Here is a 13,215-nt window from a genome sequence, read left to right on the forward strand (position 1 = left end):
TCGTCAGGCGTTAGTTGACTGGATGGTTTTCATGGTCCCGGCCACCCGGCTCACCGCGAATATCCGCGATCGCGTCCAGGAAATAGGACACGAACTGGATCATCATGGTGACGGCGAACACGCCCAGGAATCCTGCCATGAGGTATTTGACATAGAGCCCGAACCCGGCCTGCGTGGTCTCGTAGGACAGGATCGGCGCGTTGATCACGTTCTGCTTTCCGGCCATACCGATCAGGATGATCACGGCGCATAGGGACATGCCCAGCACGACGGAACCGATGGCGTTCACGTATCCCTTGGTCCTTGCGGACATTCCGGCATAGAAGACGTCGACCCGCACGTGCCCTTCCTCAAGCAGGGTATAGGCACTTGCGAACAGGAACAGCGCCGCGTACCAGAACCGGACGAGATCGGCCATGAAGGCCTGTTCGTAGGAGAGGATGAACCGGCCGACCACGATCAGCAATTCGGCCACGACCACCAGCAGCGCCAGCCAGATGAAGCCGAGGGTTCGCGTGAAGGCGGCGATCACGAAGGACAGTCCGATGAGCGGCATGTGCACATACCCGCCGCGGAACTGGGACCGGCCGAGATTGGCGGCCATGTCCGGGCCGACCACGGCCTCAAGCAGTCCTTCGACGCGCAGGAAGGAAATCACGGCATCGATGAGACCAACGATCAGAACGGCGAAAAACATGGCCCTGATCAGGTAGGCGTTGATGTCGCTGATTTTTTTGCTGTCTTCGCGCAGCGACCTGTCCTTGCTGCGCTGAACGAGCAGCACGGCCCACACGATCGCCCCGCCGTAAATCGCGAGTTGGACCCAGGACCAGACAATCGGCATCGACCCGTTTGCCGGCCCGCCGAAAATCGGAGCGATGCCGGGAAGGTCCTGCCAGAAGGTCAGATAATTGTTGACCAAAAACGCTGCCATGATCATGAGGATCAGCCAGCCGAATGTCCGATACGATACCGCGCTTTGGTGTTGCCCTGCAGGAATGTCCCCACCTGCCGAGACGTCGTCTCCAACCCCGCCTACAGCCGCCATGGCGAATGTGCCCTATTTTTTTGTCAAACAAGAAAACGGGGGCGGGACTTCTCCCGCCCCCACCTTAGCTTTGCCGGAAGGGCTTAGACTTCGATGCCGAGCACGCGGTTGCGCTGCTGCGTGTAGCCGGTATCGGCGAGCAGCATCCAGCGGCCGATCTCCGAGCGGGCCTTCGCGAAGCTTTCGTGCGTCCGCGCTGCAAGGTCGGAGTGAGAAATCGTCTCTTCGAAGACCTCTTCGGCAGCTTCACCAAACGCGTCGTAGACCTCGTCGTTGAACTGTTTCAGTTCAACACCGTGCTCGTTGATGAGACGGTCGAGATAGACACCGTTGTTGGCGTTGGTCTCAGCCATCTGGCGGGCGTTTTCTTCGTTACAAGCGGCCTGGATGATGGCCTGGTCTGTCGGCGACAGCTGGCTCCACCAGGACTTGTTCATGCCGAAGGCGAGCTGGGAACCCGGCTCGTGCATGCCCGGATAGTAGTAGTACTTGGCTGCTTCGTAGAACTTCATGAAGTAGTCGTTGTACGGACCGACCCACTCGGTAGCGTCAACAGCGCCGGAAACAAGGTTTTCGTAGATCTGGCCGCCCGGCAGGGACACCGGAGACGCGCCGAGTTTCGCCATGACGTCGCCGCCGAGGCCCGGAATACGCATCTTCAGACCCTTCAGGTCGTCCGCGGTTTCGATTTCCTTGTTGAACCAGCCGCCCATCTGAACGCCGGTGTTGCCGCATGCGAAGTTTTTCAGGCCGAACTCGTCAGCAACTTCGTCCCAGAGCTCCTGGCCGCCGCCAAACTTGATCCAGGCATCGATCTCGGCATAGGTCAGGCCGAACGGAACAGCCGTGAAGTAAGCCCAGGCCGGGTGCTTGCCCTTCCAGTAGTAGTCGGCCGCGATGTAGGCCTGCGCGTTGCCGGATGCGACTTCGTCGAAGGAGTCGAATGCGCCGACGCGTTCGCCGGCCGCGAAGTACTGAACATTGATGCGGCCATCGGTCAATTCGCCGATACGGGCTGCCAGGCGCTGAGCCGAAATCCCGAGGCCCGGGAAGTCACGCGGCCACGTGGACACGATCACGAGATCCGTGGTGCCCTGCGCGATCGCCGGAGCGGCGAGCGCGGAACCTGCGGCGATACCACCGGCGCCAAGACCAGCTTTTTTGATAAACGAACGACGATCCATTAGTTTCCTCCCTAATCGGACCCAATATTTCCGGACCGGTCTGCAACCTTGCACCGATCTCGCCGTATGTCTAGTTGACGTGACGGACGGAAAGCTATTCGTGGTTCTGCGCACTTTCTCAGTAGTACTACCGAGAATTTCGCAATAGATGATGGCTTAGTGGACACCTGCGCAACGGGAAAGCAACTTTCGTGACCTTCAAGACCAAATTGCTACTCATCACGATCCTGCCGCTCATCGCGGTATCCGTTTTGATCGGCGGCACGACCTATTACCAGTCGCGAAAGCTCATTGACGCCGAGACGCAATCCGTCGAACAGCGGATCCTTGCAGCGAAACGGCAGGAGATTCGCAACTACGTGAGCCTGGCGCTGACATCGATCGAACAGATCTACAAGAGAGAGCCGGGCGGACGGCAGGCTGCCCAGGAAGAGGTGAAGGAAATCCTCACCAACCTCACCTTCGACCACGACGGCTACTTCTTCGTCTACACGCTTGACGGCACCAATGTCGTTCACCCCAAATTGCCGCATCTTGTCGGCGAAAACTGGTGGGACCTGCAGGACAACAACGGCGACTACGTCATCCGGAACCTGATCACCCAGGCCAAGTCGGGCGGCGGGTTCCACCAATATGTCTGGCACAAGCCCTCCACCGGATCGGTCGAGGAAAAACTCGGTTACGCCATCTTGCTGAACAAGTGGGGCTGGATGCTCGGCACCGGCCTTTACACCGACGACATTCAGAAGGAAGTCGCCACGATCAGGGCCGAGTTCGCGCAGAACATCCGCCAAACGCTGCTCGTGACCTTTCTGATCACCTTGGCCGGAATTGCCGTCGCCGGAACGCTGATCGCGGGTGTCCGCTTCTCCGAACAGCGATTTGCCGACAGCAAGCTGAAGGAACTGACGAACCGCATCTTCCAGGTCCAGGAACAGGAACGCAAACGCGTCTCCACCGAGCTGCATGACAGCATTTCGCAGCTGCTGGTCTCCGTTCGCTATGGCATCGAGATGATCCACAGCGAAGCCACCCGCGATCCCGATCTTCAGGTTCAGGCGGCGAAGTGCCTCAAGACCCTTGATGGCACGATCGCCGAGGTCCGGCGCATTTCCCGGGATCTGAGACCGAGCGTGCTCGATGACATGGGACTGGCGGCCGCACTGGGCAGCCTCGGCAAGGAGATCCAGAGCCAGTCGGGCATCGAGGTGAACGTGGATGCGCAACAGTGCCACAGCCGCTTGTCCGACGGCGCCAAGACAGCGCTTTACCGGGTGGTCCAGGAGTGCATGACCAATGTTGCCCGGCACTCGCGCGCCAACAGGGTCAACATCGACCTGAAGGTCGGCGTCCACGATCTGACCCTGTGTGTCGAAGACAATGGTGTCGGCCTGCCGAGACCATTGCCCAAGACCGGCGGCCTGGGATTCCGCAACATGCGCGAGCGCATCGAGACCTATGGCGGCAAGTTGATTTTGAGCCGGCGGTCATCGGGAGGTACAAGGATCAAGGTACAGATGCCGCTCGACAACACGTCGGCAAAGGCTGCTTGATTTGACCATGACATCGGATTCCACGGGTTCTCCTTCGCTTGAAAAACCCATTCGCGTCCTGCTTGCCGACGACCACGAACTCGTCCGCGACGGCATTCGGGCGCGCCTGGAAAAAGTGCCGGAGCTTGAAGTCGTCGGCGAGGCGACCAACGGCCGCGAGGCCGTCCGGATGACCCGCGACCTGAAGCCGGATGTGCTCCTGATGGATGTCTCCATGCCGGTCATGAACGGTCTCGAGGCGGCCATGGAAATCCGCAAGACCCAACCCGGGGTCGGTGTCCTGATCCTGTCCGTCTACGACAATCCCGAATATGTGCGCGGCGTGGTCCAGGCAGGCGCGCGCGGTTACATCCTGAAGGACATCTCCGCACAGGAGATGATCACCGCGATCACCAGCGTTGCGTCCGGCGGCTATTTCTTTTCGTCCGCCATCGGACCGACCCTTGTCGGCGCGAGCGCTTCCGCGCCCGTGGAAGACCCTTATGGTCTGACCGAACGCGAGCGCCAGGTCCTGACAGCGATCGCAAAGGGGCAGCCGAACAAGGAAGTCGCCAAGGCGCTGGGGATCAGCGTCCGCACGGTGGAATCGCACCGTCTCAACCTTCGCGAAAAGGTCGGCACGCGCAACGCGGCCCAGCTTTACAAGGTCGCGCAGGAATTGGGATTGCTGGACTAGGCGTCTTTCAGGTACATCTGCGTGCGGGGCCCCGCGCCCCGTGCCTACCTCTTCCTCGCAAGGTCCAAAATGACAAAACCGCTTGTCCTGGTAACAGCCGACGTCAAACCCATCGACGGGTTCAACTGGCATGCCGTCAACGCAACCTACCTGCACGCCGTCCTGAAGGGCTCGGACGCCATCCCGATGATCCTGCCCTCACTCGGATCGGAGCTGGATCTGGATGCGGCGCTCGATCAGGTCGACGGAGTGGTTGCCACCGGATCGCGCTCCAACGTGAACCCGGCCCTTTACGGCCAGGAACCGACGGAGGCAAACGGCCCCTACGACCCGGACCGGGATGCGACCACACTGCCCCTGCTGAAAAGGGCCGTGGAGCGCGGCATTCCCGTTTTCGCAATCTGCCGCGGCATGCAGGAACTGAACGTCGCCATGGGCGGCACGCTTCTGACCGAAGTCCAGGAACTAAGCGGCCGCAAGGATCACAGGGCACCGGTTTCCGAACAACAGGACGAGCGTTTCCGGATCGCGCACCCGGTCGACGTTGCCGAAGGTGGCAGGCTTGAAGACGTGATCGGTTCAGAACCGTTCGACGTCAATTCGCTGCACCGTCAGGCCGTCGGAGATCTCGGCAGCGGTCTGGTGATGGAAGCACGTGCCGAGGACGGAACGGTCGAGGCAATGTCCGTCAGGGACAGCGCAGGATACGTGCTCGCGACGCAATGGCACCCGGAATACTGGGTATCCACGGACGGGCCCTCGCAAAAACTCTTTTCCGCCTTCGGGGACGCGGTCCGCGCTTACCGGGTCAAACGGCTCGGGCTCTGACCTTTCAGCGGCAATGCACCCGGCCTTGCCCGGAACAATCAGCCCCAGCCGAGCGCGGCGACGAGCAGCGTCAGTCCGAGCAGGAACACGATGGCTGCGCCGAAAATCTCGATCGACCGGTGCACCCGGATCGCCATCGGGCTGCCTTCGCCGAAGAGACGCACGGCAAGGTCCTTCGCGCCGACAGCCAGTGCGGCCAGCAGCGAAACCGTGATGCCGGTCCCGACCGCCATTGCCAGCGTTGAAGCGACGCCCGCCACAATCATGCCCTGCGACAGGGCGAATACCAGAACCACCAGGGCTCCCGTGCAGGGACGCAGACCGACGGCCAGAACAATGGAAATGGCCCGGCCGAAGGTGATCTCGCCCTGAACCATATCTGGCGTCGGCGCATGCGCGTGACCGCAGGTGGTACACACGCCATCCGCACCAATTTCGTGATGATGATGGCTGTGCCCATGATGATCATGGTGGTGCCCGTGACCGTGCCCGTGATGGTGATGTCCATGGTCGTGATGTGCGTGATCGTGCCCATGCACACCGGCCAGCGCGAGACGGTTTCCGGATAGGCGGTTGGCAATGCTCATCGCAATCGGCTTTCCGGCCTTTTGCCAGAGCAGCCACCCACCCAGCCCCGTGATCAGGACATAGGAGCCGATCTCGAACCAGCGCGCCGTGTCCTGGATCGCGAGGCTCGTCAGATTGAAGACAACGGCGAGCCCTCCGACAAGAACGATGGCCGTGACGGCCTGCGCGAACGCGGACGCGAATGACAGCACAATCCCTTTCTTGAGGGTTTCGTTGTTGGCAACGACATAGGACGTGATGATTGCTTTTCCGTGTCCCGGCCCAGCGGCATGAAAAACGCCATAGGCGAAGGACAGACCGATCAACAGCCAGCCGGCGCTCGGATTGTTGCGGAAGGCACGCAGACTGGCAACCAGCCTCTGATAGAACTCTTTCTGCTTGATCGCGATCGTGCCGAAGAAGCGGTCGAGAACACCGACGCCAACGGCGGCCGCTTCCGGGCTGTTGATGACGGCAACCTGTGTCGAGGCAGCGACCTCGTCCGAGCGCGCGGAGGGAAGTGCGGAAGAATTGCTTTCGGCAAGCGTTTCGGTGTCCGCGCCGGTTCCGGCATCGGCAGACGCGATCTGCGTCTCGGCCTGCCCGGTGGTGCCCGGCGCGGCTGCACCGGCTGCCACGCCCGCGCAGTTGACGATCATCTGGTTGATCTGCGTGGCGGCGGCCGACTGCAGTTCAGGTGGCAGATCCCGCTGCTCGGGTCCGATCTGTGCCAGCGCATAGGCCGTAGCTGCGTCGAGCGGCGGCGGTTCCTTGCGCGTCACCTGGCAGGTGCCCGGCGCATTCTCCGTTCCGACCGCATCCGCCTCCTGACCGAACCTGAAATCCACGTAGTAGGTCGGATCATAAACATCGAGTGTTATCGGCGCGCTCGCATCGCTGGGATCCTTGAGTGGAAGCACGAAATGAAGCTCCAGGAGATCCACTTCCTTAATTGCCGTGCCGCCGTTCAGCCGGATGTCTTCCTCGATCGCTTCGAAGTCTTCCGGCTTCATCATCCAGTAGTCCCCAACGGGAAGCGTCGTGACCTCGAGCCAGTAATCCGTCGGTGTGGAAAAATCGAGTTCGACGCGCGTGTTGTCGCCGAACGTGAAGTAGCCGAAATCGGCCATGCTCTCGACATTGACCTTGGCGAGTTCGCCAAGCTCTTCGCGCGAATAGACGCCATCCTGGTTTGTGTCGAAGCCCTGGATCGCGAACGCGGAAAAAGCGTCGTCGAAACGAAAGACATGCTTGACGGCAACCGCTCTGCCGTCATCGTCGAAGATCAGTTTGGATCTCGCCTCGACGAACACATGCGGATGGGCCGCAGCGCTTGTCACGCTGGCGATCAGCAGAACCAGGACTGCCGCAAACCGGCTGGAAACCTGAATGGCGGCTTTTCGCAGGCGGTTGGAAAAACGGCGCAACGGATTCACCTTCTTCGTCGGACGAATGGGTTCACATGACATGATTTGTCCTCTGTGAACACAGAACACGGCAGCAAAATGACTGAACACGTTGCCGCAGCGCAAAATCAAGATGAAAATATTTTCACACTTTGCGCTGAATGAGAGAACGTTTGTTCCTCTCATTGCATTCTGATTGGGAGAAAAGAGACAAAATTCTCCGATCTCCGACTAAATTATTCATAGAGATAACGACCTGTAGAGCCAATCATGAATGCCTTGAACCCTTCCGCCCTGCACAGCGCCGTCTTCGACCATCCCGAAATGGGCGAACACGAGAACATCGTTTTCGTCAAGGACCGCGACAGCGGACTGAACGCGATCATCGCGGTCCACGACACCACGCTCGGCCCCGCGCTGGGTGGTTGCCGTGTCTGGCCATACGAAAAACCGGCCGACGCACTCACGGATGCGCTGCGCCTTTCCCGCGGCATGACCTACAAGAACGCGCTTGCGGGATTGAACCTGGGCGGGGGCAAGGCCGTCATCATCGCGTGTCCGCGCAAGGACAAGTCGCAGGACATGATGGAGGCGTTCGGCCGCCATGTCGACCGGCTGTCGGGCACCTATATCACCGCCGAAGACGTCGGTGTCTCGCCTGAAGACATGGAAGCCGTTGCCCGCCGCACCGATCACGTGCGCGGCACCAGCGCAACCGGACTTGGCGATCCGTCTCCCTATACGGCGCTCGGTGTCTTCGAGGGAATCAGGGCCTCGGCCCGGCATGTTTTCGGAAGCGCGGAGCTGGACGGCAGGACGGTGTCGGTGCAGGGGCTCGGGCATGTCGGTTTCGACGTTGCACGCCAGCTGGCCGATGCCGGCGCGCAACTGGTTGTCTCCGACATTCATGCCCCCGCCGTCGAGCGGGCGCTCGATGCATTCGGTGCAGCTGCCGTTGCCGCCGATCAAGCGCATTGCGTGGATGCCGATATCTTCGTTCCCTGTGCGCTGGGAGCCGGTTTGAACGCCCGCACGATACCCCAGATCCAGGCGCGGGTCGTTGCAGGTGCGGCGAACAACCAGCTGCAGACGCCTGCCGACGGCATCGCGCTCAAGCGGCGCGGCATTCACTACGCGCCCGACTACGCGATCAACGCTGGCGGCGTCATCTCGATTGCCCTTGCCAAACCGGGCGAAGACGATGGACGCGTCCGGGAGAAGACACTGGCGATCGGAGACACGTTGACGCGCATCTTCGAACGCGCCGCGCGCGAAGACACGACCCCTGAACGGGTTGCCGACAAGATGGCCGAGGAAAGGCTGGCACAATCAGGAAACTGACAGGGTGTCCGCCTGAGACAGCCCGGCGGATCGTGACCGGCGGGCCGGCTTCAGAACAATAATGCTCCGGGCCAGGCCTCAGGAATAGCGTTTTTCGGAGGCCGCCCTGAACATCAGCCGCACCTGGCTCTTGGCGTCTTCGACAGCCCGTTCTCCCATTTCCGCATAACAGGCGGTTACGCCCTCATGCAGCAGATAGAGCGTCGTTGCGAAGACTTCGTCTCCGCTCAGCACGCCAAAAAATGCGAGCAGTTCGCCCTTGTGCCGGGTAACCGTGTCCTTGATCTGGGAGCTGTCCGGGTTCGCTGCCAGGGCCTGACGGAAAAAACACTCCTTGCCCTGGGTCACGCGCATCCACCCGCCCAGCTTGTCGAACAACTGTTCTGCCGCGGCCAGTCCGGGTTCACTCACCCCCTCGCGCACATAGGCGAGATACCTTTGGTGACGAAACTCCAGCGCACCCAGGATCATGGCTTCCCGCGAAGGGAAATACCGGTAGAGCGTGCGCATGCTGACACCGACGCCCGCTCGCAGTTCCGGGACGCTGGGTTCAGCGAACCCGCGGCTCCAGAAAACCCGTTCCAGGCCGGCAGCAATCTGTTTTTGCGCGTCGTTCATCTGGTCAGACTGAAACGTATACGTTGCATTTGCAACAAGAAACTGTCCGCTGACGGGATCACGTTTTTCCGGTTGCCGAGCGGCACGCAAGCGGCAGCCCCGCCGCCCTCGATCCTGCTGGATAAAACGCGCCTTGAAGGCTTCGGCCGTTAGCAGCCCGGGTTCTTCAAGGACCAGTCCACCAGGAAATCCACGAACGCCCGCACCTTCGCACTGAGATGGCGTCGATGCGGATAGACCGCGTAGATACCACGCTGCGGTTCTTCGTAGTCTTCCAGCACGACGACGAGATCACCATCTCTGACATCCTTCGCGACGAAAAACAGCGGCGTCCTGAGGAAGCCCAGATCGGCCAGTGCGGCTTCCCGGGCGGCCGTGGCACTGTTGACTTCAAGAGGGCCGTTCACGGCGACGGACAATCGCTCGCCCTCGGACTGGAACGCCCAGTTCTGCTTGTAACGGTAATTGGTGTCGATGATGCAGGGCCGGGTCGTGAGATCGGCCGGAACCACTGGCGCACCATGTGTCTTCACAACATCGGCCGTTGCGCAGACAACGGTGCGGAAGGGCGCGATTTTCCGGGCGATCAGGCTTGAGTCTTCCAGTTGCGTGACGCGGATCGCGAGATCGAAGCCCTCTTCGACAAGATCCACGAACCGGTCTTCCAGGCGCAGGTCGAGCCTGATGTCCGGATACTGGGCAAGAAACTGCATCATCGGTTTGTTGAGCATATCATCGCCCATTGATCTGGGCGCCGATACGCGCAAGCGGCCGCGGACTTCCTGGTGCGTGGACTGCACGGAAGCCTGGAGATCGTCGATCCGTTGCAGGATTTCCGCCGCTTCCTTGTAATATGCCTCCCCCACTTCCGTCAGGGAGACCTGCCGGGTGGTGCGATTCAGCAACCGGACGCCGAGTTCATCTTCAAGTTCGCCGACATATTTCGAGACGAGAGCCTTGGACCGCCCCATTTCCCGGGCAGCGGCGGAAAAACCATTCGAGTCGACCACTTGAATGAAGCAGCGCATCCGCGTGATTGCGTCCATTCGGCATCCTTCCAGCTTGGGCAACGCATTAAGACGTGATTACCCGATTTGTTACGCGGTGGTCAAAACCACGGCTGTCCGGTTTAGGGTCAGGACCCGGTAACCACTGGTTTTTCCTTCTTCTTTCAACCTTCGGCCTTAGGGAGTGCTGGTTCCCGGTCTTGCCGCGCACGCGGCAAACCGGGATGACAAATCCAGGAAGCAATTCCGTATCGCGATTTGGCGATGCACGGAACTACTTCGGTTCCTCGAAGACATAAGTTCGACAGTCGTTTCCGAACCGGACAGCACTGGGTCAAAGAAGGTTGCTCTGAAGGGCAACAGTCAACAGATCCGACTATCGATGAGAGGTGGTTTTCCGGCGGCCAAGACGCACGAGACCGGCAAGCAGCCGCACCAGCACGAACCCCGCCAGTGCGCCGATGGCGGCGCTGACAAACCCGGCTATCGTCACCGGAATGGCGGGCTCGTAATCTTCCGCCGTTGCCTGTGCAAGCTGGGGATCAAATCCGCGCGCAACCACGAACATGCGCCCGACCGGCCCCGCCGCCTCAAGCGTCTCGCGCTGCCGCTTGAGGTCCTCAAGGCGCACACCGGCAACCGCCATGCTGTCACCCCGCGCCCGGATGAAGGGGTCATCGGAAGACCTCTGGCGATCAATCGCTTCGGCAACGGTCAGGCCGAAAGCCGATGCATCGCGTCTGAAATCGGCGAGGATGCCCTCAAGGGCGTCGATCGCCCCGCCGAGCCGCTGCCGGTATTGTTGCGAAAATTCGGGAAACTGCGACGTTGCCGTACCGCTCACCAGCATGACGAGTATGATCAGGGTTCTGAACATGAATGTCTCCGGTCACGGTTTGCCGGTCAGTCCTGCAAGCTTATGATACCCGCGTCGCCGGTTTCGGTTCCGAAGGCCAGCCGCAGGCCGTCCGCGTCCCAGTCCATCGCAGAAACAGGGCTATTTCCGGGCCGGCGCAATTGCACCTCCGCCTTGTCCTCGAACCGGCACATCGTTACCGACCCGTCCTGATACCCGATGGCAACGACATCCTCCTTCGGATGACAGGCCACTGCTGAGACCAGCAGGTCCGTCCTGGCGCCGAGTTGAAGCGGTGTTTGCCCCATCGGCCCGGTTTTCCCGTGGAAGGGCCACAGGATCGCGGAATTGGCACCCGACGTGGCCAGGTACCTGCCCTTGAAGGACCAGCTGAACGACTTGACCTTGGCCGGATAGCCGGACATGCGCATGTCCTGGGCATCCGACAGCCGCCAGCCATGCAGGGCATTTTCCTGCATCGCCGTGACAAGGAATTTTCCGTCGGGCGAAAAACTGATCCCCAGATGGGCGCCTTTCCAGGAAAGCTCGGTCGGCTGCCCATCGGTTCCGGCCCACCAGAGGGTTGCGCCGTCATACCGGGACACTGCCAGGCGCGTGCCCTTCGGCGCGAACGCCAGTCCGCCCACCGCACGGTCGTGACCGAATTCCCTTTCCCGGCCGTCGCTGAGATGGGCCCAGGCAACCCGGCCGCTGGCATAGGCGATTGCCCCGGACGGACCTGTGGCAATCAGATCGATCCATTTGCGCGGCCGCTCCGCAACGCATTCGGCGGAGGCATCGGCACCGCATCGGTAAATGCAGCCGTCATCGCCGGACGTGACAAGACCGGTTCCGTCCTTGAGCGGTTCGGCGGCGAGCAGACCTGCCTTGTGCGGCCGTATCTTTTTCTCGCCTGTTCCGGAAAAGGTGACGTCGCCCTCTCCGGATGCGAAGAAGGCGGACGCCTTCAGGAAACCGGCGCGGACCACGAAACCGTCCACGTCCACTGGTGCTATTGTCGGCACGCGTTCTTCCCTGTTATGCCGCGCAGGCTTGGAAACTCTGCTTCAGGACATCCCAGTTGAGGTCCCGCCCGATGAAGACAAGCCGGCTTTCGCGTGGTTCGCCTTCTTTCCAGTCCCGCTGGTGATCGCCCTCGACGATCATGTGAACGCCCTGGATGACATAGCGCTGGGGATCATCCTTGAAGGACAGAATACCCTTGAGGCGCAGGATGTTCGGGCCCTGGACCTGCGTGACCTGGCTGATCCAGGGAAAGAACATGTCCGGATTGAGATCCCCTGCCGTGAGCGAAATGCTCTTCACGGAGTGCGGGGCGTCATCGTGGTGGTGATGGTCATGCTCGTGGCCATGGTGATGATGGTGATCATGGTCATGGTCGTGATCGCAGTCCGGGCCGCATTCATGGGCGGCATGGCCGTGCTCCAGGAAATGCGGATCCAGCGACAGGATCCGGTCAAGATCGAAGGCACCCCGGTCCAGCACCTTGGCAATCTCGATTCCGCATCGCTCGCTCCGGTGCAGGACGGCGTAGGGATTGATCGAGCGGATGCGTGCCTCCACCGTTGCCAGTTCCTCCGGCGTGACGAGATCGGTCTTGTTGATCAGGATGACGTCGGCGAAGGCGACCTGGTCCTCGGCCTCCTCGGTATCTTCCAGACGCTGCAGGACATGGCGCGCATCGACGACGGCAATGACGGCATCGAGCCTGGCGGAGGCGCGCACATCATCGTCCATGAAGAAGGTCTGGGCGACGGGCGCCGGGTCGGCCACACCCGTTGTCTCGACAATGATGGCGTCGAAAGCGCCCTTCCGTTTCATCAGGTTCTGAACGGTCCGGATCAGGTCGCCGCGGACGGTGCAGCAGATGCATCCATTGTTCATCTCGAAGATTTCTTCGTCGGATTCGACCAGCAGGTCGTTGTCGATCCCGACCTCGCCGAATTCATTGACGATCACGGCGTACCGCTGTCCATGGTTTTCAGTGAGGATGCGGTTGAGGAGCGTGGTCTTTCCGGCACCGAGATATCCGGTCAGAACCGTGACCGGAATCTGTGCCTGGGCGTCCTGGGTCGCGGTCATTGCGAGGGTTCCTGGCCTTGTTGGATGT

At 60.9% G+C, this 13,215-nt stretch carries 12 protein-coding genes; 4 read left to right on the plus strand and 8 right to left on the minus strand.

The window, feature by feature from the left end; translation table 11 throughout:
* Positions 1-10: 10 nt before the first annotated feature.
* Both ACO07N_RS04625 and ACO07N_RS04630 read right to left on the minus strand, forming a co-directional pair.
* Positions 11-1,048: a TRAP transporter small permease subunit gene (locus ACO07N_RS04625; protein WP_421979897.1), complete on the minus strand. Its 1,038-nt coding sequence runs from the start codon at positions 1,046-1,048 to the stop codon at positions 11-13.
* Positions 1,049-1,131: 83 nt separating this feature from the next.
* Positions 1,132-2,232, minus strand: a complete 1,101-nt coding sequence (locus ACO07N_RS04630) for a TRAP transporter substrate-binding protein (protein ID WP_421979898.1) — start codon at positions 2,230-2,232, stop codon at positions 1,132-1,134.
* 191 nt (positions 2,233-2,423) lie between these two features.
* On the opposite strand from ACO07N_RS04630, the gene ACO07N_RS04635 reads away from it, so the two are divergent.
* The 3 genes from ACO07N_RS04635 (at position 2,424) to ACO07N_RS04645 (ending at position 5,289) form a co-directional block, all read left to right on the plus strand.
* The gene (locus tag ACO07N_RS04635; protein WP_421979899.1) at positions 2,424-3,785 is read left to right on the plus strand and encodes a cache domain-containing protein; all 1,362 of its coding nucleotides are present in this window, start codon (positions 2,424-2,426) and stop codon (positions 3,783-3,785) included.
* A gap of 7 nt (positions 3,786-3,792) precedes the next feature.
* Entirely contained in the window at positions 3,793-4,461 is a 669-nt protein-coding gene (locus ACO07N_RS04640) for a response regulator (protein WP_421979900.1), read from the plus strand.
* Between the two features lie 69 nt (positions 4,462-4,530).
* Complete coding sequence (locus tag ACO07N_RS04645) at positions 4,531-5,289, plus strand: gamma-glutamyl-gamma-aminobutyrate hydrolase family protein (protein WP_421979901.1); 759 nt, start codon at positions 4,531-4,533, stop codon at positions 5,287-5,289.
* A gap of 38 nt (positions 5,290-5,327) precedes the next feature.
* On the opposite strand, the gene ACO07N_RS04650 is transcribed toward ACO07N_RS04645, so the two are convergent.
* Complete coding sequence (locus ACO07N_RS04650; RefSeq protein ID WP_421979902.1) at positions 5,328-7,325, minus strand: DUF1007 family protein; 1,998 nt, start codon at positions 7,323-7,325, stop codon at positions 5,328-5,330.
* A gap of 207 nt (positions 7,326-7,532) precedes the next feature.
* Here ACO07N_RS04650 and ACO07N_RS04655 point away from each other — a divergent pair, with 207 nt between their 5' ends.
* Complete coding sequence (locus ACO07N_RS04655) at positions 7,533-8,603, plus strand: Glu/Leu/Phe/Val dehydrogenase dimerization domain-containing protein (protein WP_421979903.1); 1,071 nt, start codon at positions 7,533-7,535, stop codon at positions 8,601-8,603.
* 78 nt (positions 8,604-8,681) lie between these two features.
* Here the strand turns inward: ACO07N_RS04655 and ACO07N_RS04660 are convergent, their stop codons facing one another.
* From ACO07N_RS04660 to ACO07N_RS04680, 5 genes are all read right to left on the minus strand, one after another.
* Positions 8,682-9,221 (minus strand): TetR/AcrR family transcriptional regulator, encoded by a 540-nt coding sequence (locus ACO07N_RS04660; RefSeq protein WP_421979904.1) that lies wholly within the window; start codon positions 9,219-9,221, stop codon positions 8,682-8,684.
* A gap of 149 nt (positions 9,222-9,370) precedes the next feature.
* Positions 9,371-10,267 (minus strand): LysR family transcriptional regulator, encoded by an 897-nt coding sequence (locus ACO07N_RS04665; RefSeq protein ID WP_421979905.1) that lies wholly within the window; start codon positions 10,265-10,267, stop codon positions 9,371-9,373.
* Between the two features lie 337 nt (positions 10,268-10,604).
* Positions 10,605-11,105 carry a DUF2937 family protein gene (locus ACO07N_RS04670; protein ID WP_421979906.1) on the minus strand — a complete coding sequence of 167 codons (501 nt, stop codon included), beginning with the start codon at positions 11,103-11,105 and terminating at the stop codon, positions 10,605-10,607.
* A gap of 26 nt (positions 11,106-11,131) precedes the next feature.
* Complete coding sequence (locus ACO07N_RS04675; RefSeq protein ID WP_421979907.1) at positions 11,132-12,109, minus strand: WD40 repeat domain-containing protein; 978 nt, start codon at positions 12,107-12,109, stop codon at positions 11,132-11,134.
* A gap of 13 nt (positions 12,110-12,122) precedes the next feature.
* Positions 12,123-13,187: a CobW family GTP-binding protein gene (locus ACO07N_RS04680; RefSeq protein ID WP_421979908.1), complete on the minus strand. Its 1,065-nt coding sequence runs from the start codon at positions 13,185-13,187 to the stop codon at positions 12,123-12,125.
* Positions 13,188-13,215 lie beyond the last annotated feature (28 nt).

The sequence above is a fragment of the Roseibium sp. genome (assembly GCF_965229775.1).
Taxonomy (GTDB): Bacteria; Pseudomonadota; Alphaproteobacteria; order Rhizobiales; family Stappiaceae; genus Roseibium.